Origin of the sequence: Algibacter pacificus, assembly GCF_008033385.1 — a bacterium.
GTDB lineage: Bacteria > Bacteroidota > Bacteroidia > Flavobacteriales > Flavobacteriaceae > Algibacter > Algibacter pacificus.
The window spans coordinates 247,183-273,737 of the sequence record NZ_VOGY01000002.1 but is presented as its reverse complement, the minus strand read 5'-3'; the positions used below and the strand labels follow the sequence as shown (position 1 = coordinate 273,737).

The 26,555-nt window shown below is 30.7% G+C and carries 29 protein-coding genes and 4 pseudogenes; 24 read left to right on the top strand and 9 right to left on the bottom strand.

From position 1 onward, the window contains the following. The first annotated feature begins 77 nt into the window (after positions 1-77). The 11 genes from FQU21_RS04175 (at position 78) to FQU21_RS04120 (ending at position 8,385) form a co-directional block, all read left to right on the top strand. Positions 78-404 (top strand): ArsR/SmtB family transcription factor, encoded by a 327-nt coding sequence (locus FQU21_RS04175; RefSeq protein WP_068825290.1) that lies wholly within the window; start codon positions 78-80, stop codon positions 402-404. 3 nt (positions 405-407) lie between these two features. Continuing rightward, complete coding sequence (locus FQU21_RS04170; protein WP_068825292.1) at positions 408-866, top strand: SRPBCC family protein; 459 nt, start codon at positions 408-410, stop codon at positions 864-866. 11 nt (positions 867-877) lie between these two features. Then, positions 878-1,255, top strand: coding sequence for a DoxX family protein (locus FQU21_RS04165; protein ID WP_147676738.1), 378 nt, complete (start codon positions 878-880; stop codon positions 1,253-1,255). A 2-nt stretch (positions 1,256-1,257) separates the two neighbouring features. Continuing rightward, positions 1,258-1,614, top strand: a complete 357-nt coding sequence (locus tag FQU21_RS04160) for an iron chaperone (protein ID WP_147676737.1) — start codon at positions 1,258-1,260, stop codon at positions 1,612-1,614. Further along, positions 1,615-2,193 (top strand): YdeI/OmpD-associated family protein, encoded by a 579-nt coding sequence (locus tag FQU21_RS04155; protein WP_147676736.1) that lies wholly within the window; start codon positions 1,615-1,617, stop codon positions 2,191-2,193. It begins immediately after the preceding gene. Positions 2,194-2,321: 128 nt separating this feature from the next. Further along, a complete protein-coding gene (locus FQU21_RS04150) occupies positions 2,322-2,906 on the top strand; it encodes a Crp/Fnr family transcriptional regulator (protein WP_147676939.1) in 585 nt (194 codons plus the stop codon). 65 nt (positions 2,907-2,971) lie between these two features. Next, entirely contained in the window at positions 2,972-3,652 is a 681-nt protein-coding gene (locus tag FQU21_RS04145; protein WP_147676735.1) for a DUF4386 domain-containing protein, read from the top strand. 11 nt (positions 3,653-3,663) lie between these two features. Continuing rightward, entirely contained in the window at positions 3,664-5,127 is a 1,464-nt protein-coding gene (locus FQU21_RS04140) for a S41 family peptidase (RefSeq protein ID WP_147676734.1), read from the top strand. A gap of 421 nt (positions 5,128-5,548) precedes the next feature. Continuing rightward, positions 5,549-6,793, top strand: a complete 1,245-nt coding sequence (locus FQU21_RS04130; RefSeq protein ID WP_147676733.1) for a TCR/Tet family MFS transporter — start codon at positions 5,549-5,551, stop codon at positions 6,791-6,793. A gap of 220 nt (positions 6,794-7,013) precedes the next feature. Then, positions 7,014-7,403, top strand: a complete 390-nt coding sequence (locus FQU21_RS04125) for a VOC family protein (RefSeq protein WP_054724504.1) — start codon at positions 7,014-7,016, stop codon at positions 7,401-7,403. Positions 7,404-7,647: 244 nt separating this feature from the next. Beyond that, positions 7,648-8,385, top strand: a complete 738-nt coding sequence (locus FQU21_RS04120) for a helix-turn-helix transcriptional regulator (RefSeq protein WP_147676732.1) — start codon at positions 7,648-7,650, stop codon at positions 8,383-8,385. Between the two features lie 168 nt (positions 8,386-8,553). Here the strand turns inward: FQU21_RS04120 and FQU21_RS04115 are convergent, their stop codons facing one another. Further along, positions 8,554-8,853 carry a winged helix-turn-helix transcriptional regulator gene (locus FQU21_RS04115; protein WP_246124754.1) on the bottom strand — a complete coding sequence of 100 codons (300 nt, stop codon included), beginning with the start codon at positions 8,851-8,853 and terminating at the stop codon, positions 8,554-8,556. A 160-nt stretch (positions 8,854-9,013) separates the two neighbouring features. Between FQU21_RS04115 and FQU21_RS04110 the strand changes: the two genes are divergently transcribed. The 9 genes and pseudogenes from FQU21_RS04110 to FQU21_RS17385 all read left to right on the top strand — a co-directional run bounded on the left by FQU21_RS04110 (position 9,014) and on the right by FQU21_RS17385 (position 16,645). Then, positions 9,014-9,841: an alpha/beta hydrolase gene (locus FQU21_RS04110; protein WP_054724510.1), complete on the top strand. Its 828-nt coding sequence runs from the start codon at positions 9,014-9,016 to the stop codon at positions 9,839-9,841. 584 nt (positions 9,842-10,425) lie between these two features. Then, a complete protein-coding gene (locus tag FQU21_RS04105; protein ID WP_054724512.1) occupies positions 10,426-10,959 on the top strand; it encodes a dihydrofolate reductase family protein in 534 nt (177 codons plus the stop codon). Positions 10,960-10,969: 10 nt separating this feature from the next. Beyond that, a complete protein-coding gene (locus FQU21_RS04100; protein ID WP_054724514.1) occupies positions 10,970-11,380 on the top strand; it encodes a RidA family protein in 411 nt (136 codons plus the stop codon). A 4-nt stretch (positions 11,381-11,384) separates the two neighbouring features. Further along, the gene (locus FQU21_RS04095; protein WP_054731084.1) at positions 11,385-11,792 is read left to right on the top strand and encodes an SRPBCC domain-containing protein; all 408 of its coding nucleotides are present in this window, start codon (positions 11,385-11,387) and stop codon (positions 11,790-11,792) included. A 221-nt stretch (positions 11,793-12,013) separates the two neighbouring features. Then, positions 12,014-13,090 (top strand): putative glycolipid-binding domain-containing protein, encoded by a 1,077-nt coding sequence (locus tag FQU21_RS04090; RefSeq protein WP_187269319.1) that lies wholly within the window; start codon positions 12,014-12,016, stop codon positions 13,088-13,090. A 642-nt stretch (positions 13,091-13,732) separates the two neighbouring features. Beyond that, positions 13,733-13,885: pseudogene (locus FQU21_RS17860) on the top strand (DapH/DapD/GlmU-related protein); the annotation flags it as partial. Between the two features lie 854 nt (positions 13,886-14,739). Continuing rightward, entirely contained in the window at positions 14,740-15,549 is an 810-nt protein-coding gene (locus tag FQU21_RS04080; protein ID WP_147676731.1) for an alpha/beta fold hydrolase, read from the top strand. Positions 15,550-15,566: 17 nt separating this feature from the next. Continuing rightward, positions 15,567-16,481, top strand: a complete 915-nt coding sequence (locus tag FQU21_RS04075; RefSeq protein WP_054724520.1) for a helix-turn-helix domain-containing protein — start codon at positions 15,567-15,569, stop codon at positions 16,479-16,481. Further along, positions 16,478-16,645 carry a hypothetical protein gene (locus FQU21_RS17385; RefSeq protein ID WP_157757595.1) on the top strand — a complete coding sequence of 56 codons (168 nt, stop codon included), beginning with the start codon at positions 16,478-16,480 and terminating at the stop codon, positions 16,643-16,645. Before FQU21_RS04075 ends, FQU21_RS17385 begins: the two co-directional genes overlap by 4 nt. A gap of 489 nt (positions 16,646-17,134) precedes the next feature. Here the strand turns inward: FQU21_RS17385 and FQU21_RS04070 are convergent, their stop codons facing one another. From FQU21_RS04070 to FQU21_RS04055, 4 genes are all read right to left on the bottom strand, one after another. Continuing rightward, on the bottom strand, positions 17,135-17,926 hold the full coding sequence (locus FQU21_RS04070; protein WP_054724523.1) for an SDR family oxidoreductase: 792 nt from the start codon (positions 17,924-17,926) through the stop codon (positions 17,135-17,137). 14 nt (positions 17,927-17,940) lie between these two features. Then, entirely contained in the window at positions 17,941-18,540 is a 600-nt protein-coding gene (locus FQU21_RS04065) for a GNAT family N-acetyltransferase (RefSeq protein ID WP_054724525.1), read from the bottom strand. Between the two features lie 45 nt (positions 18,541-18,585). Next, entirely contained in the window at positions 18,586-19,344 is a 759-nt protein-coding gene (locus FQU21_RS04060) for a class I SAM-dependent methyltransferase (RefSeq protein WP_054724527.1), read from the bottom strand. Between the two features lie 611 nt (positions 19,345-19,955). Beyond that, positions 19,956-21,164, bottom strand: a complete 1,209-nt coding sequence (locus FQU21_RS04055) for an MFS transporter (RefSeq protein WP_054724530.1) — start codon at positions 21,162-21,164, stop codon at positions 19,956-19,958. Between the two features lie 99 nt (positions 21,165-21,263). Here FQU21_RS04055 and FQU21_RS04050 point away from each other — a divergent pair, with 99 nt between their 5' ends. Beyond that, positions 21,264-22,058 carry an AraC family transcriptional regulator gene (locus FQU21_RS04050; protein WP_054724533.1) on the top strand — a complete coding sequence of 265 codons (795 nt, stop codon included), beginning with the start codon at positions 21,264-21,266 and terminating at the stop codon, positions 22,056-22,058. Positions 22,059-22,195: 137 nt separating this feature from the next. Then, positions 22,196-22,264, top strand: a pseudogene (locus FQU21_RS17910) (hypothetical protein); the annotation flags it as partial. A 282-nt stretch (positions 22,265-22,546) separates the two neighbouring features. Here FQU21_RS17910 and FQU21_RS17905 read toward each other — a convergent pair. The 4 genes and pseudogenes from FQU21_RS17905 to FQU21_RS04030 all read right to left on the bottom strand — a co-directional run. Then, positions 22,547-22,736: pseudogene (locus tag FQU21_RS17905) on the bottom strand (IS982 family transposase); the annotation flags it as partial. A 79-nt stretch (positions 22,737-22,815) separates the two neighbouring features. Then, positions 22,816-24,066 carry an ATP-binding cassette domain-containing protein gene (locus tag FQU21_RS04040; RefSeq protein WP_147676730.1) on the bottom strand — a complete coding sequence of 417 codons (1,251 nt, stop codon included), beginning with the start codon at positions 24,064-24,066 and terminating at the stop codon, positions 22,816-22,818. A gap of 56 nt (positions 24,067-24,122) precedes the next feature. Then, positions 24,123-24,485, bottom strand: a pseudogene (locus tag FQU21_RS04035) (MFS transporter); the annotation flags it as partial. 132 nt (positions 24,486-24,617) lie between these two features. After that, positions 24,618-25,208 carry an HD domain-containing protein gene (locus FQU21_RS04030; protein WP_054724541.1) on the bottom strand — a complete coding sequence of 197 codons (591 nt, stop codon included), beginning with the start codon at positions 25,206-25,208 and terminating at the stop codon, positions 24,618-24,620. Positions 25,209-25,324: 116 nt separating this feature from the next. On the opposite strand from FQU21_RS04030, the gene FQU21_RS04025 reads away from it, so the two are divergent. Continuing rightward, the gene (locus tag FQU21_RS04025; protein WP_236778452.1) at positions 25,325-25,858 is read left to right on the top strand and encodes an AraC family ligand binding domain-containing protein; all 534 of its coding nucleotides are present in this window, start codon (positions 25,325-25,327) and stop codon (positions 25,856-25,858) included. Between the two features lie 3 nt (positions 25,859-25,861). Continuing rightward, the gene (locus tag FQU21_RS17665; RefSeq protein ID WP_317130638.1) at positions 25,862-26,119 is read left to right on the top strand and encodes a helix-turn-helix domain-containing protein; all 258 of its coding nucleotides are present in this window, start codon (positions 25,862-25,864) and stop codon (positions 26,117-26,119) included. The last annotated feature ends 436 nt before the right edge of the window (positions 26,120-26,555 follow it).

The following is a 26,555-nucleotide window of genomic DNA, read 5'->3' as shown; positions in this document are numbered from 1 at the left end:
TTTTTTTATCGTATTTTTCTTAAAAAAATTGCGCAATTAAATAACTGCACTTATATTTGCAGTCAAATAACTGCGTAATGAAATTAAGGAGAGATGTATTTCAAGCTATAGCCGACCCAACACGAAGAACCATTATCACGTTGGTTGCGGCAAGTGCAATGACACCGAGTGCTATTGCCGAAAACTTTGATTATTCCAGACAAACCATTTCCAAACACATTCAAATTCTTACCGAATGTGAATTGTTGAAACAGGAACAAAAGGGAAGGGAAATCTATTATCAACTAAATCCTGATGGGATGAAGGAAATAGCTGAGTTTATAGAACCGTTTAGAAAATTATGGGATGAACGATTTAATTCATTGGAAGCTGTTATGAAGAAACATCAATCAAATATTAAATAGACAATGGAGCAAAAAACTAAAATCAATGCCCTAGAAGGTAAGCAAGAGCTAACTATCACGAGAGAATTTGACCTTCCTGTTGAACTTGTTTACAAAGCCTATACCGAAGCAGAATTTGTAGCAGAATGGATGGGAACCAACGTACTAAAACTGGAAAACAAAAATCACGGAAGTTATGCATTTGAAACCTCACACGAAGGAAACGTAATGTTTAAGGCAAACGGAACAATTCACAAAATCGTACCAAATCAAGAGATAGTAAGAACTTTTGAAATGGAAAATATGTCGATAGGCGTACAATTGGAGTTCTTGAATTTTGAAAAAGTTACAGAAGACAAAAGCATGTTAACCATTCAGATTATATACAAATCAGAAAAACACCGTGCTGAGCAATTAAAACTACCTTTTGCTTATGGTTTAAATATGGCTCACGATAAATTAGAGGTAATATTTACAAATTAAAAAAAGTCATAATGAAAAAAAGAGACAAAATCATTTATTGGATAGCCACAGTTTGGCTTTCCTTAGGGATGTTATCAACAGGAATTGTACAATTGTTGCAATTAGAAGAAAATATTCAAAGTATGGAATTACTAGGTTATCCTATGTATTTGTTAAGTATTCTAGGTGTATGGAAAATCCTGGGAGTTATAACCATCTTAATTCCTAAATCCCCATTACTTAAAGAGTGGGCATACGCAGGGTTTTTCTTTGTAATATCAGGTGCTATTATTTCCCATTTAGCAGTTGGAGATGAATTAATAACACTTTTTGGACCGACTTTACTTTTAGCTCTTACAATAGCATCTTGGTATTTCAGACCGGCAAACAGAAAATTAGAAAAACAATAGATATGGCAGATTTAAAACCTAAAACAGTTGATGAGTTTATAGACAATTCACCAGAAAAATCTCAGGGAATTATGATTAAGCTGAAAAAGCTAATCGAAGCTACTGAACCAAATGCAGAAAGTGGTATTAGTTGGAATGTGCCCATCTATAAATGCAATGGAATTCTAGCAGGATTTTCCTTGGCTAAAAAACACGTCAGTTTTGGCATAGATTCATTAACCGAAGAGATGCGTAAAATATTGGAAGAAAAGGGATATAAAACAGGAAAGAAAACCATTCAGATAAAGTTTGACCAAGATATTCCTTCAGAAGAACTGATAAGCTTGGTAAAAGAGCAAGCTAAATTAAACGAAATTTAAATGGAAAAAGTTGACCAATACATCAAAAAGATAAAGAACTGGAAAGAAGAAACCATTCTATTGCGAGAAATCTGTTTAGAATGTGGTCTCGAAGAGGATTTTAAATGGATGCATCCTTGCTATACTTTTCAAGGTAAAAACATTGTACTTATCCACGGATTTAAAGAGTATTGTGCCTTGTTGTTTCATAAAGGAGCATTACTGAACGATGCTAACAACCTTTTAATTCAACAAACCGAAAACGTTCAGTCAGCTCGTCAAATTCGATTCATAAACAAAGATGAAATTATTGACTTAAAAGCAGTTATCAAAGCTTATATTTTTGAAGTCATAGAGGTCGAAAAAGCAGGTCTGGAAGTAAAAATGAAAAAGACTTCTGAATATGAAATTCCTCAAGAGCTTGAAGAAGCATTAAAAAACAATCCCGAATTAGAGACAGCATTTTACAACCTAACCCCAGGGAGACAAAGAGGATATCTACTTTATTTTTCACAAGCAAAGCAATCTAAAACAAGAATTTCAAGAATTGAAAAATCAATTCCTAAAATATTTAAAGGCAAAGGGTATAACGAAAGATAGAAGAAATAGTCTGTAAAAAAATATAGTTACTTTTTTTAATTTAGTACTCGCAAATATGCTATGCAAAAAATAATATTAAATTACAATCACAAATAACTCCTCATAAAGTTAAATTGAATATAACAGCTTTGGAAAATAAAATATTAAAATACCTCTCAAAATATACAAAAACCACAAAGGAAATAGAGGAAGCAATAATTGAAAGTTCATTTTTCAAAACTTTTAAAAAAGGTACAATTTTACTTAAAGAAGGCGGTTTTTCAAATGAATGTTATTTCGTGTTGGAAGGTTGTATGAGAAGCTATTTTTTAAAAGATGGAGAAGAAAAAACTATAGAGTTTTATACTGAAGAAGATATTGTAACACCGGCCAATTATGGGAAATCAACACCTTCCCAGTATTACCTAGAATGTATTGAAGATACTATTGTGAATGTAGGCAATCCAAGCATAGAAAAAGAAATGTATCAAAAGTACCCGCAATTAGAATCCTTATCGAGAGTAATAGCAGAAGTAATATTAACCAAGCAACAAGAATCTTTTACTGAATTTAAAACATCAAGCCCAGAAGAACGCTATTTGAATCTGCTTAAAACCAAGCCTGACTTAATGCAAAGAGTTCCTCAACACCAGATAGCAAGCTACTTAGGTATAAAGCCTGAATCATTAAGTAGAATTAGAAAAAGGTTAATAGCTAGTAATTTGCTTTCTTAACTTAAGTCAATGACTAAGAGTTAAGGCCATGATATTTTTGTGTGAATTATAAAAAGTAAAATATCATGGATCAAATCAGAAAGAAATCAATTACTGTTGGTGTATTATTAATTCTTGGTATAGTTGTAGGTGTTTTGAGCATAGACCCTGTTATTGATGAGATGAATAATCTTGAAAGTATTTCTATCCATTCAACTGCAATATTAATTAGGGCTTTCATGCAGTTTATCCTGGCTCTAATTTATGCTAGTATTCCTATTATACTATTTTCAGTATTGAAAAAATTCAATATCAGTTTAACAATTGGTTTTCTCGTTTTCAGAAGTATTACTGTAGTATTTATTTTCATAGGATGGTTAAGCATACTTTTGTTATTGGTCTTAAGTCAAGAATTTGTAAAAGCAGGAAGCCCCGAATTATCACACTTTCAAACATTAGATACTTTATTACGATCTGGTAGGGATTTAATCAACCATGTGGCAATGCCCTTAATTCTAAGTGTTGGCAACCTCTTGTTTTATACTATTTTGTACCAATCAAAATTGACACCTAAGTGGTTATCTGTATGGGGACTTATGGCTACGGTTTTAAGTGGTGTTGTAGCAAGTGTACTGCTTATGTTTGGTGTTATAGATATTATTACTACTACCTATATCTCATTAGCCATTCCAACCGCATTGCTGGAGATAACTTTAGCATTATGGTTGATGATTAAAGGGTTTAATACTAACTTTGTAAAATTTTAATTTTTAAAGAAATGAAAACAAAATACTTCATTATAACATACCTATTGATTTCTTTTTTTTCTTTTGGACAAAATAAACTATCTCAAAAACAAGTTTTAGAAGACTATATCATTTTCAAAGAAATTATTACAAAAGGACATCCTAGTTTGTATGAATATACCTCAAAATCTGAATGGGAAGATGTTTTTAAGACATTCGAAACAAAAGGAATTCCAGAAATAAAAACATCAAATGAATTATTTCAATCCATTACTTCTATTGCTGACAACGCTAAGGATGGTCATTTAATAATTCACCATCCAAAAATGGACACCATTCCACCAATGTTTCCGTTGTTTTTAAAAATAATTGAAAATAAACTATATACTGATACTGATGACTTTGGTATTCCTGTGGGGTCAGAAATAATATCTATTGACAAAAAGTCTTCTCAATCTATTCTAAAAGATTTATTAAAGTATGCACCATCAGATGGGTTCAATCTAACAAAAAAATATCGTCAAATAGAAAAGGAGTTTGGCATACTTCATTATTATGAATATGGAAGTAAAGAGAAATATACTATAGAATACATTACTACTGAAAGCAAAATTAAAACAATTGAAATTAATCCAAAATCATTTGAAAGCATTGGTAAACGCTACCCTTATAGAAATTCCCACTTTGCATCCTATCACCAAGAGACAAATCGAGTTGCGTATTTTAAAAATAGAATAGCAGAAAAGTGGCCTTTTGTTTATTACATAGACTCCATAAATACTGCGGTATTAACTGTAAACTCATTCGGTTTAGATCCGAAAGAGTTTAAATCCAAGCTAATTGACTTATTTAAAGTAATTAAGAAAAAAAAGGTTGAAAATCTTATAATAGACATAAGGAAAAACATAGGGGGATACAGAGTCAACGCTATAAATCTGTATTCTTTTTTAACAAATTTTCCTTTTAAACAAAGAATATCCGAAAGTGTTATCACAAACAAACTTCCTCACAAAGAACATGTAATCCATACTCTTTCTGACTATAGTGAGTTCTTTAAAATGTATTTTGCTTCTGCCAATAATGAAAACGACAGATGGGTGTTAACAGAAGATCATGCACAAGCAGAAATGATTCCTTATAAGAAAACATTTAAAGGGAAAATATATGTTTTAATTGGTGGTAATACTTTTTCTGCTGCCAGTGCTTTTGCTTTGAATGTTAAAAACAATAAAAACATAACACTAATTGGAGAAGAAACAGGTGGTGGGTATTATTTTCACACTGCGCAGTATTCGGCATTATACGAGCTTCCAAATTCAAAAATTATGGTACGAATGCCATTTGTAAAAATTGATAAATATGTGCTTGACGATTCGGTTCCAAAAGGAAGTGGAATATTACCTGATAAAGAAGTAAACTTAACTGTTAAAGACTTAATTGATGGTGTTGATAGTCAATTAGATTACGTAATAAAACAGATTAAAAAAAATAGATAATTTCACAAAACTCACAATCTTCCTTCACTTCATGCAATGTACAGCAAGAGAAAAACTATCCTAAAGACAAATTAATACAAGCCTCAACAGTTATTGAGTCACTACTACATAAATGTGAAAAGTCCAGGCTAAAACTTACGGATAGAACATCACAACATACTTTACTAAAAAATAGAATTGAGGCTCTCAAAATTGCTTTAAAACTTATAGAAAGTGAGGTTGAAAACAAATTGATAGACAATGGGAAATAAAAAAGAACTGATCAATCAAATAGAATTTTTAAGAATCCCATTTATAATTATTATTTTAGTTCTTATAAGTAGAATAGCATCAATGATTTTATTCAATTGTTGGCAACAAGCTAAAAAAAATCCGTTTTCACATCAAACAACGAGCAAAAAAAAATAAGTTCAGCTTTTAGATGACAAAATCCCCAAAAAAATCAATCATATTTGTCTTAATCGTTACTGCTTTAGATACTGCGGGATTAGGAATAATATATCCCGTTTTACCACAACTAATAGAGGATTTAGTAAACACAGATATAAGTACTGCGGCAACTTATGGCGGTTGGCTGACTTTTGCATATGCGTTGATGCAGTTTTTTTTTGCACCTGTTTTAGGAAATTTGAGCGACAGATATGGCAGAAGGTCAGTATTATTGATTTCGCTATTCGGTTTTACGCTTGATTATTTATTTCTTGCGTTTGCACAAAATATAATTTGGCTTTTTATCGGTCGCATAATTGCAGGAATAACCGGAGCAAGTTACTCGGTTGCAGCGGCTTCAATTGCAGATATAAGCACCGATGAAAATAGAACGAAAAATTTTGGTTATATAAATGCTGCATATAGTTCGGGCTTAATAATCGGACCAGTAATCGGTGGATTGCTCGGACAATTTGGAACACATATACCTTTTATTGCAGCAGCTGTTTTAAGTTTCGGGAATTTTGTTTTTGGATATTTTATGTTCCCAGATACATTGGACAAATCCGATAGAAGAAAATTTGAATTAAAACGAGCCAACCCTTTTGGGTCTTTTAAACATTTAAGCAAATTTCCAACAATTATAACTCTAATTGTTGCAATGTTCTTTATGGCAATTGCAGGTCATAGTATGCCAAGTGTTTGGGCGTATTTTACCATTGAAAAATTTGATTGGAATGTAGAATTAATAGGTTATTCATTAGCATTTTTAGGTTTACTTTCAATTATCGTTCAATCTTGGCTTGTAGGCATATTGGCCAAAAAGTTGGGAGATGACAAAATGACCATATTTGGGTTATTGTTTTCAATCGTAGGATATTTACTCATAGCATTCTCAAACGTGGAATGGCTTCTAATTCCAGCAATGATAATTAATGTAATTGGGAGTGTGCAAAGAACAGGTTTTCAAAGTATAATTTCCTCTCAAGTTTCAAAAAGCGAACAAGGCGAATTGCAAGGAAGTTTAAGCAGTCTTCTCGGATTAGCAACAATTATCGCACCACCATTACTGACAATGGTTTTCACACATTTTACAAAAAATGAAAGTTCGGACATTTATTTTCCAGGAGCACCATATTTAATTGCTGTATTTTTGACAATAATAAGCCTGATTATAATGTTTATAAATTACAAAAATCGGAAAAAGCCAGTTGCCAACAACGTATATAAAACATAGCTATTTCGGGCTTTCCCAAAGGTTTGTGCTTATTTACGAAGTCCGCCAAATTTTTATTTTTGTATATTTAGAAATTAAAAGATAAGTAGAAAAAATAAAAATTTGGCTTGTGCATAATCCGAAAAGTTAGCGTCTATTTACACGCTACGTTTCATATACAAACACGTTAGCTGCAAACTGAAAACACATCGTACTAAACAACAAAATTAAAGTCTGAACAATGAACGACATCAAATTTAATGGCGGAATAAATATCGCAATAAAAATTCCGAAATCTAAATATCAGGAAACTGTGAAATTTTATAGAGAAATCCTGAAATTGGAAGTGACCGAAAAAGAAATAAAGAACCCAACAGTTTCTAAAACTCACGAAGTTAAATTTGGAAATAATATAATTTGGTTGGATTGCGTAGACAATTATACTCATTCGGAAACTTGGTTGGAGCTGAAAACGCCAAATGTGGAAAAAGCGACAGAATATTTGAAATCCAACGGAATTGAAACTTGCGATGAATTGGAAGAAATACCAAAAGATAATCATTGGATAATGGACCCAGCAGGTAGTGTATTTATAATCGGAAAAGATAATTCGGAATATTCACTCGACTGAAAAAAAGTGAACAAGTTACACGTATAAAAAAATGCTAGGTTTAGCTAAACCAAAATTAGTTGCTCGTTTGCTAGCTTCTAATTTTTCTTTGGGAAATCTTCACACACACAACTTTTATACATAAATGTTCTGCATAATGTAAAATTAGACTGGTGTATTCAAAATACCGCAATAAAAAACGAATAACTTTAGAAATTAGGGAGAAACAAGTTAAACAACAATTAAACTTCTTATAGTTTTATCAATGAAGTATACCGAAATAAATCCAAGTCGTAACCTCCAAAATCAAATTCACAGCTATTGGGAAATAAGGGGTGACACATCGAGTAATAATTGGGAACGCATTTTCCCTGATGGTTGCCCAGGTTTAATTATGAACCTTGGAGACAACTGTACCACCGATAATGGTACAATGAAAATGGAACACGGTAAAACTTATATGGTTGGAGCAATGACTACTTTTAAAGAAAGTTATATTAATGAACACACACACCTCATAGGTATTTGTCTTAAACCATCAGCTTTTGCATCATTTTTCTCTTATTGCTCTCTCAGCGAGATAAAAAATAACACCGTTCTATTTGACAAAAATCTCTCTTTTGATAGAGACCGTTTTTTTAAGGATAATTACACCGATTATTTAAATCAATTTTTTACGGATAGAAAAAATAATAAGGCCACAAGATTAAGTTCAGTCATAGATGACATACAGGTATCAAGAGGTTTAATGACTATTGATGAATTGTCAAAACAAAATGGAATTTCAATAAGGCAATTAGAGAGGTTATTTAACAGCTTTATAGGGTTAACGCCAAAAGAATACGCAAACATTATTCGTCTACAATACGCATTAAATTTAATTGCATCACAAAAGGAACACACATCATTATCAGATATTGCTTTTGAATGTGGATATTATGACCATTCTCATTTCACCAATGCTGTAAAACGTCATACAGGGTTTTTACCCTCCGAACTTTAAAATGTCGTTTTTTTCCAAAGAAAAACACTAGTCAACTTTCTATTTTTGTAGAAAATTAAAATTTCACACCAAATGAGAAAAATAAAACTATTTATAGTAACCAGTTTAGATTTTCCATATACTAGAATGTTAGTCATAAGTTAAAAAAACGTAGGTCTAAAAAGAAACTTAAGAAATAGAGTGAGCAGAAATCCTTTTGCCATCTGCGTACAATTTCCCCCAATCACAAAGACTTTCTAAAATAGGAACCAAATCCAAGCCTTTATTGGTCAAAACATATTCTATTCCAACAGGTACTGTATTTGGAATTTCTTTTTTAATTAATATGGCGTGTGTTTCCAATTCCTTTAATTGTCTTGCCAAAACAGTTTCCGAAATATTAGGCAACTCTTGCTGTATCAAATGAAATCGATTGTTGCCTTGAGAAATGGAATAAACAATCTGTGATTTCCATCGACCATTTATCATTGCAATTGCCGAATTTAACTCACAAACTTGAAATAGGAACTGTTCGTTGACATAATTTGTCGATTGTTTTTTTCTCATAATCAATAGTTTAAAGACTAACAATTTTGTTAGTTATTGTTTCAAAAACAGTCTTTTAAGATCTTTGACAAAAATATAAAAAATGAAAAATATCGTTTTAATTACAATATCTATGGTTTTGACACAATCGCTTTTTGCTCAAAAAGTTTTTAGCATAAAATCAGATAAATTGGAAAGAACAGTTTCAGTTTCTGTACAAAAACCAACAAACTATCAATCTTCAAAAAGCTATCCTTTGGTTTTTATGCTTCACGGTTATAGTGAAAATTATGAACAATGGAGTAAAACAACCAATTTGGAAAAATTAGCAACGGATTATCAAATGATTTTAGTCTGTCCAGAAGGTTTCGTCAACTATTATTTGAATAGTCCAAATTTAAAAACCTTTCAATACGAAGATTTCTTTTTCCAAGAACTTGTTCCTAACATTGAGGAAAAATACAATATTGACAACAAGAATATTTTTATAACTGGTTTGAGCATGGGAGGCTATGGAGCTTTGAGTTTATTCATAAAGCATTCTGAATTTTTCAATACTGCTGCTTCTACAAGTGGAGCTCTTGAATTTGATTACGAAAACTTAAAAAAAGTCAGCTTAAAATTCTTTGAAAGCAAAAGAATGACAAACGATATGGAAATGACATTGGGAAACCCGAAAGAAAATGATTGGCAAAAGTTTAGCATTTCATCTTTGTTAAAAAACCAAAAGGAATTTAATAAAGGTTTTTTTATTGATTGTGGTTTAGATGACCCTTTACTCTCAAACACCATACAAATTAAGGAATTGGCTTTGTCTAAAAAATTACCGATAAGATTTTCAATTCAACCCGGAGAACACAATACTGAATATTGGGCGAAATCCGTTGAATACCATTTTGTATACTTCAAGCAACATCTGAAAACTGAATAGTAAAAATCTGTGGCTAAGGCTAACAATATAACGAACGACACTGTAGAAACCAATGAAGTACAATAAAGTAAAACCATACAAAGAATTAGAACCTTTTATTCATTTCTATTAGGAACTGAGAGGGTACGAGCTAGAAAGACAATGGGCATAGGTTTTTCCAGATGGTTGTGCTGGTATAGTAATAAATTTGTGAGATACTTGCTTGACTGACAACGGCTCGACTTTAATGGAGTTTGGGAAACTTAGGTAGTTGTTGCAATAACTTCTTTAATAGACAGCTTTATTGACACTGATGTACGTTTAAGGTATGTGCCTTAAACCTGCAACTTTTTACAAATTTCTATAAAGATCCTCCCAAAATGAATTGACTAAAGACACCGTGAATTGGAAAAATATAAATCATTTAATCTTGATAAAGTATAGAAAATCCGTTTAATTATTTTGATCATTTTTACTCCGAAAAAATAATTACCAAATCCAAGTAATTGTTATATTTATCCTCCGACCTTTAAAATGTCGCATTTTTCCAAAGAAAAACACTAGTCAACTTTCTATTTTTGTAGAAAATTAAAATTTCACACCAAATGAGAAAAATAAAACTATTTATAGCAACCAGTTTAGACGGATTTATAGCGCAACCAAATGATGACCTTAGTTTTTTAAAGTTAGTTGAAAAAGAAGGAGAAGATTATGGTTATGATGCATTTACTTCATCCATAGATACGATTATTATTGGTCGTAAAACCTATGATTATGTTGTAAAAGAGATTGGTGCTTCTCACTACGATAATGGGAAAAGAGATGTGTATGTAATTACAAGAACGGAACGTCCAGACAACGGTAGAATTAAATTTTATACAGGTAATATAAAAGACTTAGTAACACAACTTAAAAGCGAAGCGGGTAAAGACATTTATTGTGATGGTGGTGCTGTAGTGGTTAATGAACTACTTAAAAATGACCTCATTGATGAACTTACTATTTCCATTGTACCTATTCTTGTAGGTAATGGTACAAGATTATTTAAAGAAGATAGACCAGAGCAACTATTGGAATTTATAAGTGCCAAAACATTTGATACGGGATTGGTACAGGTATATTACAAACGAAAAAAATAAACAACGAACAATGATGAATAGAATGGAACATATAAATCCGGAAGGACTAATAAAAAATTCTGCGTTTTCTCAAATCATAACGACTGAAGGAAACGGAAAGACAATTTATATAGGTGGACAAAATGCAGTAAATGGAAACGGAGAAATTGTAGGGAAAAATGATATTTTAAAGCAAACTGAGCAAGTAATGAAAAACCTTGAAATTGCTCTTAAATCTTGTGGAGTAAATTTTGAGAGTTTAGTGAAATTAAACATTCACATTGTTCAAGGGCAGAATGCTTATGGTGCATTTCAAGTTTCACAGAAATTTTTAGGACAAAACCCAAACCCACCGATTATTACAGTTTTGTATGTTGCAGGACTAATAAATCCCGAATTTTTACTTGAAATTGATGCTATCGCATTTAAACCTGAAAAATAAGAAAATGGAAAATCAAGTCGGAAAAACCAAAGATGTAGGATTTCAATTTGGAATAAGAAAAACCTTTTCTGTTTCGAGTGAGAAAGTTTGGGACTTTTTATTTTCCGAAAATGGACTAAGGATTTGGTTAGGCAATTTGAAAAATGAACTTGAAATTAAAAAAGAATTCGAAACTGAAAATGACATAACAGGTCTTGTCCGTGTTTTTAAAACAAATTCACATATTCGTTTGAATTGGAAACCGAAAAATTGGGAAAATATGTCAACAATTCAAATTAGAGTAATTGGAAATCAGACTAAGGCAACCATAGCCATCCATCAAGAGAAATTATTGAATACCGAACAGCGAAATGAAATGAAAGCATATTGGACTGAGATAATGAAGAAAATTGGCACTGAACTATTGAGATAGTGTCATTTGCAAATTATTTATGGCCCAATTCTGAATTTCTTTGATGACCGGCTGATAAGAATTTGAAAAAAGTAAAAGCTGTACGTTCAAAAAGATAAAACGAATAAAGCCAAAACTGAAAACAACGAGCTCTCAACCAATAACTATCATAAAATAGAAAGATTCTAATATTAATTTTGACATTACATTTTTCAAATATGCAAGCACAAGACAAAATAATAGTGTGGAAAAGCACTTATGTAAACACAACCGAATTTACCACCATTATTTTTAAAGACTCGATTGAAGTTAAGGGACACATCACAGGTCAAGGATTGGGGAAATTATTGAATGTAAATTATCAACTTGACATTAATAAAAAATGGGAAATTAAGTCTGTAAACATCAATTTTCAATCAGACAGTACGTTTAACATCTCACTCACAAAAAATAAAGACAATCATTGGGTCAATGAAAAAGGCAAAATCCTCGAACAATTGGATAACTGTATAGACATTGATATTGCCTTGACCCCTTTTACCAACACATTACCAATCAATAGGCTGGGTCTAGCAGTTGGAGAATCAAAAGAAATAGAAGTCGTTTACTTTGAATTACCTACCCAAAATTTTTCGCCTGCCAAACAGCGATATACCAATTTAGGTAATGGAGTTTACAAGTATGAAAATCTTGCTTCCGGATTTACTGCAAACTTAAAAGTTGACAGTCAAGGATTTGTTTTGGATTACCCAGGTATTTGGCATAGAGTGTTTTCAGAGCATGAAGCTACTGCAAGACAGAAGGAAGGATTTGCTTCTTCACTGATTTCAGATAACGCAAGTGACGAAATTGCTGGAAATAATATTTACGATTGGCTTATAGGAAGTTGGAATGTAGAAGCTGTTGATTATTTAGAAAACAATGAAATATTAAAATCACAAGGTGAATGGCATTTTGCCTATGTTCTTGAAGGGCGGGCTGTGCAAGATGTTTGGATTGCCCCGAAACGTTCATTAAGAACGCCAAACCTAAAACAGCCAAGAATTCGTTATGGTTCAAGCATACGTTATTTTGACGCAAAATCAAAAAAATGGTCTGTTTATTGGTTCAATCCCGTGAGTAGTACAGTAAGTAAACTTTATGGTTGGAAAGACAAAGGTAATATTGTACAGGAAGGAACCGATGAAGATGGAAATATAATGCGGTGGACATTTCAGAACATAACCAATAAGTCATTTCATTGGAAAGGAGAAATTAGTACCGATAACGGAGAGACTTTTACTTTACAAGCAGAGTTCTTTGGAACACGAAAATATTAAACACCAAAACGAAAGTCTTTTCTACAACAATAGAGATACTTCAAACCATTGGACAACCTGACCCCCGGCAGTCGTATATTTTGGATTGGATCAAAGGAAATTCAAAAACATCAACTGATAAAGTAAGCTACAAAAGGGTTAAATGATTAAATTATTAAAAACCTTCTAATTGGAGCTACAGGAGAACGATAAAAAATAATAATACATTGAAGAAACCATAAAAATAAAACACAGATATAATACTTTAGGATGAAAAAAAATGATAACTGCAATAAAATAATTTACGCACAGACACCAGAATCTACTGCTATGGTTGAAAATACTAAGCGTGCAATGGAAATTACAGCCACAATTAATCGTTTAACATTTAAAGATGCTGATAAAGTTCGAGCTCTATTCAGTCAACTTACACGAAAAAAGGTGGACGAAAGTTTTTTACTTATTCCACCATTTTACACTTCTGGTGGAGTAGAAATAAATGTAGGCAGGAACGTTTTCATAAATCAGAACTGCACCTTATATGACCTTGGTGGTCTCGAAATAGGCGATAATGTGATGATAGGTCCAAATGTGAGTATTATTACTTCTGGACATCCCATTGCACCTTCACAGCGTCGTAAAATTACAATTGGTAAGCCTATTGTAATTGAAAGAAATGTTTGGATTGGTGCTGGGGCAACAATTGTTGGGGGAATTAAAATTGGTGAAAATTCTGTAATAGGTGCAGGTTCTGTAGTTACTAAAAATGTTTTTCCGAATACAATTGTAGGTGGAAATCCTGCAAAAACAATTCGTTTAATTAAAGAAGATACTTCTAATGAAAACTGAATTTACAAATTAAAAGTAAACCACTAATAGTTGAAGGTTCATTGTTGTCACTTCTAATCAATTAAAATTTAGCTGTAAGTAATGTGTTTACATAAAAAATATAAGAATTTAAAAACGAATTGTGTAAATTCAATTAACATTATATGACTTTATTCATAATTGGAGATTTCTCAAAATTTGAAAGCAAAAGTTTATAGGACTTTATTTACTTTATGAAAGTAATCAATGAAGTCAAGTAAACTTTTTTATCTCCATAGAAGTGTCGTTAAAAAAATAAATGTAAGTGATTGAAATGGAAAATCGTGAAAAGTTGGAGTTGAAAGAAGCTTAAATCGTAATAACACCTTTACTCAATTAATGTGAAAAATCAGTTGTAAAATTAAAACCAAACTCAGCTCAATATACACTTTTAGAAAACCGTATTAATGCATTAAGGTTTTCGTTAAAACTGATTAAGATAGAAATCAAAAGTAAAAATTATAATAATTACAACCACCTCACAGGTCTTGTTTTTAAAGCAAATTCACACATTCGCTTGAATTGGAAACTTGCCTATCGGGGAAACGTGTAACCGTTCAAATTCGAGTTATTGGAAACGAGTCAAAAACAACCATAGCCATCCATTAAGAGGAACTTTTAAATGATGTACAGAGAATCTAAGTGAAAGCATATTGGAGCGAGATTCATACCAATTGTTCGGAAAACAACCACTAGTTGTTGAATCCAACTAAAAAGAGAACTTTTACAACTAATCGTAGTCAATTAAATTTCTTATTACTGGGCAGCACAATCTACTTTTGCATAAACAAAATTGTAATAAGATGAACTCATTAAAAATTCAATCAAGTAAAAAGTATATAAAACCTTGGAAGGGCTTTATATCTGTGGAAGACACTCAACTTTATCTTCAAGATTCAGGAGGTTTAGGCCCTGTTATTATTTACTTAAATGGCTCATATGCCAACCTCAAACACTGGGACCGTGTTATTCAAGAACTTGGCTCAGACTATCGTCACATTTTGTATGATGAACGTGCCCGTGGTAAATCAAAGAAATCAAAGGATTACTCCTTTGATGCTTGCTTGCGTGACCTGACAGCAATTATCAAAGCAAGACAAATCAAAAATCCAATATTGGTGGGTTGGTCGTATGGAGCCATTTTAGCTACGCATTGGGTGAACAAAAATCCTGGAGTACCCCGTGGAATAATAGCAATAGATAGTGCTGTACCTTATGGGCTTACGGGTGAAGAATCTCAAAAGCGTATTTATAAATTATTTAATCGCTTAAAATGGATTCTCCCTGTAATTGCTCCATTTGGTTTAGCTGCAAAAATGAGTGCTAAACAACATGCGGAAATCAATATCGAAATAAATGAAATTTCCGCAAAATTAGAACAAACCCTTATAGATATTAACATACCAGTATGGTATGTCTTTGCATCAGGCGAAAGTCGTGGCGGAGAAGCTCATGAATTTAAGGCCATGCGTGACAGTCTCAACCCTTTGTTGAAAAAAAATGAAAATTTGAAAGTATTTAAACAAGTAGAGAGCAATCACGAAAAGATTCTCTCAAAAGATTACAAAACGATAGGAAATGCAATTCAAACATTAAACAAGAAAATTAAATAAATTTATATCCTTTTATTATGAATAACTCAAAACATTTAGGTCTGAAAATTTTAGAGGCACGAAAAAACATTAATTTATCACAAGCAAAACTAGCGAATATAATTGCCATTAGCCCTCAAGCTATTGGGAAGTGGGAACGTGGTGAATCAATGCCTGATATTATAATGTTGGATAAATTAGCTAAAGTCTTTGATGTAGATCTTAACTATTTTTCTAATGAAAGTAATAGTAGCTCACATAAAGTCGACCTACAGCAAAATTCAAATAAGCTACTTTCAAATGATTCAGGTATTCATTCCAATAACGACTATAGTTCAAACTGGGATATGTCCAGTGGAAATTGGGTAGATGCAGATTTTTCAGATTTGAAGAACCTTAAAGATAAATTCAGTAACTCTAATATGAAACGCTGTAAATTTATCGGTTCTGAATTATCAGGTCTTCTATTAAGAGGTAACAATATTGATGGATGTGATTTTACAGATTCTGAAATAAAAAGCAGTCAAATACAAAACTCTCAACTGATAAATAATGAGTTTCAAAATTGTGTGTTACAAGGGTCTGAATTTTCACAAAACCACATCAAAAACTGTAATTTTTCAAATGCCAATTTATCTAAGATAAAGCTTATTTCAGGAACTTTTATAAATATAGAAGTGATAAAAACTGTTTGGAATCAAACCTCTTTTATTAAAATGTATTTTGAAAACATTGTTTTTGAAGGAAATATCGACAACTGTTCTTTTGATAATTGCAGATTTAAGAAAGTAACATTTCAAAATGCAGTATTAACCAATACTTTTTATAAAGGTAGAAAAATGAAAGGAGTTAAGTTTATCAACTGTAAAGCAGATAAAATGACTTACGAGTTTTTAAAAAATGCAAAGGCAGATCTGAAGGAGGTTACATTATTATCACATAAACAACTATGATAGACGAAAAAATAAACCTCTCAGAATTAAAAAATCTGAAGTTTGAATACATTAAAAATGAATATGTGGTAACTTTAGTTGATAACCAAGGCTTTGAAATATTAAAAGGGTATGGTATTTCAATTGTAGATGCAATCAATGATTTACATCAAAATTTAATATAAAATTAAAATTTAACAATTGTCTCCTATTGGTCACAAATTGTAATTTAAATAAATTAAAAACAATCTTAGGTCAAGAAAGTAACCAATACATCGAAAAGGTAAAGAACTGGAAAGAACAATCCCTGAATTTGTCAGGTATCATGCCTTAATTTCAATTGCAGTAGTTTTTCCATTTCCGTAGTTTCCTGCAATACAAACTAATTTCATAAGAACTAAATATTATTTTTTTAACTTCTTTGTAGATATTAATTATAATTCTTTTAAGCAAAGTGAGCGTTATCAATAATTATCTCTTTGCCGACGTACAACGATTAAAAGTAGGGCTGTAAATAAGCGATAAATTTTCAGTTTAGCAAGAAGTCATATTTTTAATTTTCTTGTTTTCAAAAATACAAATTAAAAATATGGCGACCTCTCATACACGCACAAGCCTTTGTTCAAACACACTACCTACCCTACTTTTTTTATACATATAAGCGAGAGGCATTTCTACTTGTAGTTGATTGTTTTTATAAATGTGTTCCAATCTTCTTTCCCGAAAGTATTATTTGGAGAAAGATTCACGCCTGTTCGAAACAGTTGATGCCGAATATCATTAGTCATTTCCGTTTGTATTTCCCAGCTAGGGTGGAATTCTTTTAAATAACTATCAGTCATTTTTTCAAAAGAAAGTATTTTAGGTCCTCCAAAATCTGGAAGTAAACCTTTTGGCGATTCTAAAGATATTCTTGCTAATAATTCAGCAACCTCTTGCGTACCAATGGATTGAAATTTTAACTCTTTTGGGATTTTCAAAATAGACTTATCGTCAGTCGTTTCATTGATAAAATTTTGTATCAAATTAACTACAAAACTGTGGAATTGTGTAGTCCTTACAATTGTATAAGGAAATCCACTATTTGACACTAAGTTTTCCACCTCAAGTTTTGCCTGATAATAAGGATAGTCGCTCTTATCAACCCCGACAATAGAAATATAAACAAAGTGTTTTATAGCACGACTACCAATTGCTTTTAATAAATTTTTTGTACCCTCAACATCTACCAGTTGAAAGTCCCTAGGGTTACTGGCACAATGTATGACAACATCAACATTATTAGTCGCTTTTTTCAGTCCAGTATTTTCGGCTAAGTTACCCATGTAATACGTAATGTTGTCTTCTTTAGTAGGCGTGAAGGTTTTAGTTGATAAAACTCCTACTTTATAATTTTGCGATATAAGGGTCTTAGCAACTTTTCTCCCAAGATGTCCAGTTCCTCCAGTAATTAAAATCCTGTTCATAATTCTTTTAAAATTTATTTTCTGTTTATTTTTTCTTGAAGATTGGATTTCACATTATTAATCCATTCGTCCTTCAAAATACTCAATACGATAAGGTCAATTCGGTTTCCTTTTGCGTCAAAACTAAAATTCCTCAAAACTCCTTCTTCGACACAACCAATGCTTTTCATAGCATTAATGCTTCTTTTATTAGCAATATTGGCTTTAAATGCTACGCGTTCGTATCCTAATTGCTCTAAAGCAAATTCGAGCAATAAATATTTTGAATTTTTGTTAATGTAAGTTCCTTGATGATCTTTTCCATACCAAGTGTAGCCTAATTCCAATGTTTTGGTGACCTGGTTTATTAAATAAAATCTGGTGCTACCTACCATTTTATTTTGCAATTTGTCTATCACGACAAATACATAATCGGTTTGTTTTTTTCTGTTTTCAATAGCAGTTTTGATGTATTGCCTTAAATTATCTTCTCCGTTTGCACCAAAAGCATTGAAATCCCAAATATCCAATTCGTTTAAAGAATATCGTAAAAGTTGATCAAAGTCATTTTCAACCAATGGTCTTAAAAGCACTTTGTCGTTCTCTAAAATATAGTCTTTTTGAAAGTCAATCATTTTTGTTTTTTCATAATTTTGTCGTAATAATATATAAAAAACCTCTTAATTATTTTTTGCAAAAAATATTTGAATCGGATAATGTAGAAAATACTCACTATTAATTTCTGTGACATTTATTCCTAAATCATCTACTCCAACATCTGCAACAATCATATCTTTTAAAGCTATTGGATTACTCGGAAAAGATGCTTCAAGCTGCTCATTAAGTCCAATTTTCATTGAATAAAAATCAGTATTAACATTTTTGAAACCTACTTTTTCAAAAAGACGATAAAATTCAGTTAATGAAAGTGCAGCAACATGAGAACAATCTCTATTTCTCTCCATTTCATTGTATTTTTTTATTTTAGTGTCTGGTAAAGAAACATCAACAACTATAACTACTCCATCGGGTTTACAGACTCTTTTCATTTCAGACAAAACTTTAAGTGGATTTAAAAAATGATGAAAACCAAATCTAGAAACTACTATTGAAAAACTATTATCTTCATAAGGTAAATTCTCTACATCTCCTATTTGCCAAGTAAGGTTTTTAAGATTAAATTTTGTTTGTAATTTTTTAGCTTCATCAAGCATTCCTTGAGTCATATCAATACCTGTTACATGATTGGTGTGTTTGGCAAATTCGCACGAGACAATACCTGATCCACAAGCAATATCTAAAACTTTATCTTTTTTAGAAGCAGACGTTATTGAAATTAATTTTTCTAAAGCATCGCTATGTGAAGTTATCGCACTATAACCGCTTGCTTGTTTTGAAAATTGTTCTACAATGTTTTCATTATGTTTTTTAGTGTCCATAAATCTATTATTTTAATTTTCTCCAAAGTTCTAAACTTATCACTAAGTCATAATTACTATATTTGGACAATGAATAGCGAGTATCAGACAAATATTAAAATAGATTGGCTTTAAAACAGTAGTATGAAAATAAAGCCAATCTATTTTAAAACGGAAAAATTGTATATTTGGATTTACTAACAGTTCTAAATTGGGAAGGCTTACATAACCACTAACCGTTCTAATTAGTCTCTCCTTAGTTTCATATTAGTTAATTGAATACCAATATTATAAGTTTTTTTGTTCAATATTGATGTTTATAATTGCAAGGTAGGAGGTAATAAAAATCTTATCGTGTTTATATGCTTCATTAATAAACTTATCAATTGTAATTGATGAATAAACTTCTCCTTGTAATTCAGTAAGTTTACAAATGAATGGGGAAAGAAAATTTTTTTCAATTTGTTGTATTAGTTGTTTTTTATCAATTGTATTGGAGCAATATATAGCTATATGTTTCATCTTTCTTCTAAATCATTTTCGTGTTATATTTCAAAATAAAATTACTTTAAATAAGAAAACAAATTTTATAATTTCTAATTCAAGCAATTATAAAATTTGCGTTAATCAAACTATACTTTTTTACTTTCTATATTAGGTAAAAAGCTTGTTAGAATCCCAATTAATGGTAAAAAGGCACAAACTTTAAATATATATACAATACTAGTTTCATCAGCAAGTTTTCCTAAAATAGCAGAACCCAAACCACCCATTCCAAAAGCAAATCCAAAGAACAGTCCTGCTACTAAACCTACTTTTCCTGGAAGTAATTCAGTTGCATAAACTAATATTGCCGAAAAAGCAGAGGAGATAATCAATCCTATTACAATGGATAAAATTCCAACCCAAAATAACGACACATAGGGTAGTAAAAGTGTAAAAGGAGCCGCACCTAAGATAGAAATCCAAATAACATATTTTCTTCCGAATTTATCACCTAATGGACCACCTATTAAGGTTCCTACAGCTACCGCACCTAGAAAAGCAAACAAATAAATTTGTGATTCCTGTATGGATACATTGAATTTTTCTATTAAGAAAAATGTATAATAACTTGTGATACTGGTCAAATAAAAATATTTAGAAAATATTAAAAGTAGTAAAATTATCAAAGAGAATATTATTCTATTTTTTGATAAATGATGCGTTGATATTTTTTCGGAAGCTATTCTATTTTGCTGTTTTAATTCCAACTGAATGCTATACCAAATAGCTACTTTATATAAAACAAAAACACCTATTAATGCAATAAGGCAAAACCAAATAATGTGTAATTGCCCAAAAGGAATTACAATTAAAGCCGCTAATAATGGACCAACTGCACTCCCAGCATTTCCTCCCAACTGAAAAATTGACTGTGCTAACCCCTTTTTTCCACCAGAAGCTAAATGGGCTACTCTTGAGGATTCAGGATGAAAAATTGAAGAACCAATACCTATTAAAGCCACTGCGGCTAATAAATAATAAAAATTAGATGCAATAGAAGCAAAAAACAATCCTGATAAGGTAAAACTCATTCCAAATATCAAGGAATAGGGTTTGGATTTTTTATCAGTATACATGCCCACAAACGGTTGTAAAATAGATGCGGTGACTTGATAAATTAAAGTAATCATTCCGATTTGAGTAAAATTAAGATCAAATTTTTCTTTGAATAATGGATAAACAGAAGGAATTACAGCTTGTAATAAGTCATTTATAAAATGAGAAAAACTAATTGTAAAAAGTATGGAATATATTGTTTTTTGAGCTATTTCTGTATTTGTATTAATGCTTTTCATAAATGGTTGTTTTAGGTTTATTTTTTTTTAAAATAATAGCTGAATTATTTTTCACAAAGATTTTAATAAATATACTGCCTGAATTGGTATATTTGGACAATGAATAGCGAGTATCAGACATATCGATTAGTTGATTTTGGATTCCAAATTAATTCAGATTTTCCTGTAATAGGATATTCGGAAATGGTAACCAATTCTATTTGTATATCACATTCACATCCAAGAGCACAACTTCTTTATGCTACTACTGGTGTAATGAACGTAGTAGTTAATAACCAAATTTGGGTAGTGAATCCATTACAAGGACTTTGGATTCCAGGAGGAGTAGAACATCAAGTTTCTTTTCAAAAAAATGTCAAATTATATAGTGTCTTCATAGATCCTTCTTTTACAGATGGATTACCAAAAACTACTTTTTCATTTGACATTTCCTCTTTTTTAAAACAATTACTATTTAAAATTATTTCTTTTAATACAGTTGATACTGTCTCAATTTCAGAAAAAAGAATTATGATGGTCTTTTTAGATGAAGTTACTTTAATACAACCTAGTATTACTTTTTTACCAACAACAAATCATGTAAGATTAAAGAATGTTGTACAGCTTTTACTTAACGATGTTGCCAGTAAGCAAACGATAGAATACTATGCTGAAATTTCATGTATGAGTAGTCGAAATTTATCTCGTTTATTCATCAAAGAATTGGGTATGAATTTTAGTGATTGGAGAATTCGTTTAAAACTTTTAGAAGCAATAAAAAGATTAGGTGAGCAACAATCGGTAAAAGAAATAGCCTTTGATTTAGGCTACGAAAGCTCGAGCTCATTTATTTATATGTTTAAAAAATATTTAGGTAAAACACCATCAAATTATATTTTGAAAAGTAAGGATTGAAATGTGTGAAATAGTTAAATGTTAATTAATTAAAAACCTTTATACAAATAATTAATACATTCGAAATTTCTCTTTCACAGTGTAAATGTTTTACAAAGAGTTTGTAACAACTGATAAATAATGAGTTTCAAAATTGTGTGTTACAAGGGGCTGAATTTTCACAAAACCACATCAAAAACTGTAATTTTTCAAATGTCAATTTATCTAAGGTAAAGTTTATTTCAGGAACTTTTATAAATATAGAAGTGATAAAAACTGATTGGAATCAAACCTCTTTTATTAAAATGTATTTTGAAAACATTGTTTTTGAAGGAAATATTGACAACTGTTCTTTTGATAATTGCAGATTCAAGAAAGTAACATTTCAAAATGCAGTATTAACCAATACTTTTTATAAAGGTAGAAAAATGAAAGGAGTTAAGTTTATCAACTGTAAAGCAGATAAAATGACTTACGAGTTTTTAAAAAATGCAAAGGCAGAACTCCAATCCATACTGCTTAACAAATTGAATGTCAGAATTAAGATACCCTCCCATAGAAACTTGTAGACGAAACAATTACAACAGTAATAATCTCATAATAAATAACTTGCAATTTAATATCGTCTTTAGGATCAACTCCTTGTAAAATATCATCGATTAAATAAAAAATTGAAATAATTTTGTCTTTGCAAAGTATCGGTTTTGTTTATGGGGCAGCAAAACATATTTACTTAATCTTTGCTTTTTTTAATACTCTAACTAGCAACTTGAATCAATTAAGTTAAAAGCTTAGTTATTTTTGAAATTGATCCATATTCGGTTGGTTGTAATTCAAATAAATAATCAGCTTGTAAACCAACTTCTTTGCGATGCGAAACAAATATTATTGCAATTTTTTTAGTTTGTGCAATTGCATTTATTATGGATACAAACAGACTTATATTATAATCATCTAAACCAACTGTAGGTTCGTCGAGTATTATTAAAGGAGGTTGTTTAACAATCGCTCTAATGATGAGAATAATTCTTTGTTGCCCAGGGGAAAGTTCATGAAAATTTTTCTTGTTATAATCAATACCTAAATTTTCCATCCATTCTTTGGCAACCTTACGTTGCCAATCTAGAGGTTTTATATACAATCCAATTGAATCATAAAAGCCTGAAATAATCATATTTTCTATAGAAGTTTCTCTATTAAATAATTGCATCATTTTAGGATAAAAATATCCAATGTGTTTTTTTATTTCCCATACCGACTCACCACTCTCTTTTTTACGACCGAATAAATGCATGTCTTGTCCATATGCTTTTGGATTATCACCAATAATCATCGAAAGTAATGTGCTTTTTCCAGAACCAATTGGACCGCGTAATTCCCAAAATTCCCCCGCTTTTATTGTCCACTTAACCTTATGTAAAACAGGTTTTGTTCTATATGCAACTGTAACATTTTGCATTGTTACAAGTGGATCAAAATAGGGGACTTCAGAAAGTAAATGAGAAACAGTATATTCATTTTTTTTTGAAACATCCGTTAATGTATGCTTTAACAGAAACTCATGTTGAGTAAATACGTTACTAATACCCATAACATTATCTATTTCAATAACCTGTGATACATAAGGTAAGATATCGTTTATTCTACTAAATATTTGAATGTATAAACAAGTATTTAAATATTCTTCAAACAATTTATATACCATTGAAAGTGTTTGTTTATCAACATTACTACAAATATCATCTATAATAACATAGTCAGGGTTTTGCTTAAAAATAAATTTTGCCAATGCTATGCGTTGTTGACCGCTCGACATTTCTTCAAAAGTTGTATCTGAATCAGTTGAAATAAAAATCTTATCGTGTTTATATGCTTCATTAATAAACTTATCAATTGTAATTGATGAATAAACTTCTCCTTGTAATTCAGTAAGTTTACAAATGAATGGGGAAAGAAAATTTTTTTCAATATGTTGTATTAGTTGTTTTTTATCAATTGTATTGGAGCAATATATAGCTATATGTTTCATCTTTCTTCTAAATCATTTTCGTGTTATATTTCAAAATAAAATTTGCGTTAATCAAACTATGCTTTTTTGCTTTCTATATTGGGTAAAAAGCTTGTTAGAATCCCAATTAATGGTAAAAAGGCACAAACTTTAAATATATATACAATACTAGTTTCATCAGCAAGTTTTCCTAAAATAGCAGAACCCAAACCACCCATTCCAAAAGCAAATCCAAAGAACAGTCCTGCGACTAGGTCTACTTTTCCTGGAAGTAATTCAGTTGCATAAACTAAAATTGCTGAAAAAGCAGAGGAGATAATCAATCCTATTACAATGGATAAAATTCCAACCAAAAATAACGACACATAGGGTAGTAAAAGTGTAAAAGGAGCCGCACCTAAGATAGAAATCCAAATAACATATTTTCTTCCGAATTTATCGGTTTTGTATAAGATTAGTTGCGTGGTTTAAGTACTAAATTTAGCAAATAAATCACAGATAGAAAGTCCGCGAGGACTTTCGTAAGTAGGCTAGAAGCAAGCAATTAATTTTATACGTTGTTGGCAACAGTATTATTTCTCTAATATGCCTTTTTCAACACTTTCATCGATTAGTTTTTCGGCATAGTTCCATAACTTTTTCGAGCCATTTTCAATTACTTTTTTCTTTTCATACACAGTTTGATATTTCACTCCAAATTCTTTCCACGTTCCTCCATCGTTTGAAGTGTTCTGTAATAAAGGTTCAAGTCTGTCCATTGATTTTGCGAATTTCGCCTCGTTAGAATTACCATCTTCAAATTCAGTCCAAATTTGGATAAATTCCTCTGCTTGTTTTTTTGGTAACATTCCAAAAATGCGTTCCGCACATTTCATTTCTTCTATGGTGTTATCGTGATTTTTATTTTGGTCGTACAAAAAAGTATCGCCAGCATCAATTTCAACAATGTCGTGAATTAAGACCATTTTTATTACTTTCAATAAGTCAATTTCACAATCTGAATGTTCGCTTAAAACAATTGTCATCATCGCTAAATGCCAACTATGTTCTGCATCATTTTCGCGTCTGTCGCTATTAAATAATTTTGTCCGTCTTTGAATATATTTTATTTTATCAATTTCTTTTATAAAATCAATTTGCTTTAATAAATTTTCGGTTTTCATTTAGATTTCGTTTTTTTTATATTGTTGTTTTATGTTTATTTTTTTTAAAATAATAGCTGAATTATTTTTCACAAAGATTCTAATAAATATACTACCTGAATTGGTATATTTGGACAATGAATAGCGAGTATCAGACATATCGATTAGTTGATTTTGGATTCCAAATTAATTCAGATTTGCCAGTAATAGGATATTCGGAGATGGTAACCAATTCTATTTGTATATCACATTCACATCCAAGAGCACAACTTCTTTATGCTACTACTGGTGTAATGAAAGTAGTAGTTAATAACCAAATTTGGGTAGTGAATCCATTACAAGGACTTTGGATTCCAGGAGGAGTAGAACATCAAGTTTCTTTTCAAAAAAATGTCAAATTATATAGTGTCTTCATAGATCCTTCTTTTACAGATGGATTGCCAAAAACTACTTTTTCATTTGGCATTTCCCCTTTTTTAAAACAATTACTATTTAAAATTATTTCTTTTAATACAGTTGATACTGTCTCAATTTCAGAAAAAAGAATTATGATGGTCTTTTTAGATGAAGTTACTTTAATACAACCTAGTATTACTTTTTTACCAACAACAAATCATGTAAGATTAAAGAATGTTGTACAGCTTTTACTTAACGATGTTGCCAGTAAGTAAACGATAGAATACTATGCTGAAATTTCATGTATGAGTAGTCGAAATTTATCTCGTTTATTCATCAAAGAATTAGGTATGAATTTTAGTGATTGGAGAATTCGTTTAAAACTTTTAGAAGCAATAAAAAGATTAGGTGAGCAACAATCTGTAAAAGAAATAGCCTTTGATTTAGGCTACGAAAGCTCGAGCTCATTTATTTATATGTTTAAAAAACATTTAGGTAAAACACCATCAAATTATATTTTGAAAAGTAAGGATTGAAATGTGTGAAATAGTTAAATGTTAATTAATTAAAAACCTTTATACAAATAATTAATACATTCGAAATTTCTCTTTCACAGTGTAAATGTTTTACATAGAATTTGTAACTTCTTTATATAGGAAGAATTTATAATTTTTTTATTTATATTAATGATTAATTGTCCTATTATCCTTATTTATTGTCTATATATGATTATTTAGACTTTGTAGTCTTAGCTTAACTTTACTAAAAATATTATGGATACCAAAAAAAAACATTTTAGCTTAATTAAATAATCCAATGAGTGCTTTTCAATCACTTCTCATAATGATGTTTATGAAAAAATAATCCACATGTTATGGAGGAATAAAGAAGACTAAATATTGGATATTGCTTGTAAGTTTACTAAACATTGTTTTGTGTTACAGGATGAAAGCATGACAAAGGAAATACTTA

Excerpts from the sequence above, each read along its gene's own strand:
- FQU21_RS04175 (WP_068825290.1), top strand. The coding sequence starts at position 78 with ATGAAATTAAGGAGAGATGTATTTCAAGCTATAGCCGACCCAACACGA.
- FQU21_RS04170 (WP_068825292.1), top strand. The coding sequence starts at position 408 with ATGGAGCAAAAAACTAAAATCAATGCCCTAGAAGGTAAGCAAGAGCTA.
- FQU21_RS04165 (WP_147676738.1), top strand. The coding sequence starts at position 878 with ATGAAAAAAAGAGACAAAATCATTTATTGGATAGCCACAGTTTGGCTT.
- FQU21_RS04160 (WP_147676737.1), top strand. The coding sequence starts at position 1,258 with ATGGCAGATTTAAAACCTAAAACAGTTGATGAGTTTATAGACAATTCA.
- FQU21_RS04155 (WP_147676736.1), top strand. The coding sequence starts at position 1,615 with ATGGAAAAAGTTGACCAATACATCAAAAAGATAAAGAACTGGAAAGAA.
- FQU21_RS04145 (WP_147676735.1), top strand. The coding sequence starts at position 2,972 with ATGGATCAAATCAGAAAGAAATCAATTACTGTTGGTGTATTATTAATT.
- FQU21_RS04140 (WP_147676734.1), top strand. The coding sequence starts at position 3,664 with ATGAAAACAAAATACTTCATTATAACATACCTATTGATTTCTTTTTTT.
- FQU21_RS04130 (WP_147676733.1), top strand. The coding sequence starts at position 5,549 with ATGACAAAATCCCCAAAAAAATCAATCATATTTGTCTTAATCGTTACT.
- FQU21_RS04125 (WP_054724504.1), top strand. The coding sequence starts at position 7,014 with ATGAACGACATCAAATTTAATGGCGGAATAAATATCGCAATAAAAATT.
- FQU21_RS04120 (WP_147676732.1), top strand. The coding sequence starts at position 7,648 with ATGAAGTATACCGAAATAAATCCAAGTCGTAACCTCCAAAATCAAATT.
- FQU21_RS04115 (WP_246124754.1), bottom strand. The coding sequence starts at position 8,853 with ATGATAAATGGTCGATGGAAATCACAGATTGTTTATTCCATTTCTCAA.
- FQU21_RS04110 (WP_054724510.1), top strand. The coding sequence starts at position 9,014 with ATGAAAAATATCGTTTTAATTACAATATCTATGGTTTTGACACAATCG.
- FQU21_RS04105 (WP_054724512.1), top strand. The coding sequence starts at position 10,426 with ATGAGAAAAATAAAACTATTTATAGCAACCAGTTTAGACGGATTTATA.
- FQU21_RS04100 (WP_054724514.1), top strand. The coding sequence starts at position 10,970 with ATGATGAATAGAATGGAACATATAAATCCGGAAGGACTAATAAAAAAT.
- FQU21_RS04095 (WP_054731084.1), top strand. The coding sequence starts at position 11,385 with ATGGAAAATCAAGTCGGAAAAACCAAAGATGTAGGATTTCAATTTGGA.
- FQU21_RS04080 (WP_147676731.1), top strand. The coding sequence starts at position 14,740 with ATGAACTCATTAAAAATTCAATCAAGTAAAAAGTATATAAAACCTTGG.
- FQU21_RS04075 (WP_054724520.1), top strand. The coding sequence starts at position 15,567 with ATGAATAACTCAAAACATTTAGGTCTGAAAATTTTAGAGGCACGAAAA.
- FQU21_RS17385 (WP_157757595.1), top strand. The coding sequence starts at position 16,478 with ATGATAGACGAAAAAATAAACCTCTCAGAATTAAAAAATCTGAAGTTT.
- FQU21_RS04070 (WP_054724523.1), bottom strand. The coding sequence starts at position 17,926 with ATGAACAGGATTTTAATTACTGGAGGAACTGGACATCTTGGGAGAAAA.
- FQU21_RS04065 (WP_054724525.1), bottom strand. The coding sequence starts at position 18,540 with ATGATTGACTTTCAAAAAGACTATATTTTAGAGAACGACAAAGTGCTT.
- FQU21_RS04060 (WP_054724527.1), bottom strand. The coding sequence starts at position 19,344 with ATGGACACTAAAAAACATAATGAAAACATTGTAGAACAATTTTCAAAA.
- FQU21_RS04055 (WP_054724530.1), bottom strand. The coding sequence starts at position 21,164 with ATGAAAAGCATTAATACAAATACAGAAATAGCTCAAAAAACAATATAT.
- FQU21_RS04050 (WP_054724533.1), top strand. The coding sequence starts at position 21,264 with ATGAATAGCGAGTATCAGACATATCGATTAGTTGATTTTGGATTCCAA.
- FQU21_RS04040 (WP_147676730.1), bottom strand. The coding sequence starts at position 24,066 with ATGAAACATATAGCTATATATTGCTCCAATACAATTGATAAAAAACAA.
- FQU21_RS04030 (WP_054724541.1), bottom strand. The coding sequence starts at position 25,208 with ATGAAAACCGAAAATTTATTAAAGCAAATTGATTTTATAAAAGAAATT.
- FQU21_RS04025 (WP_236778452.1), top strand. The coding sequence starts at position 25,325 with ATGAATAGCGAGTATCAGACATATCGATTAGTTGATTTTGGATTCCAA.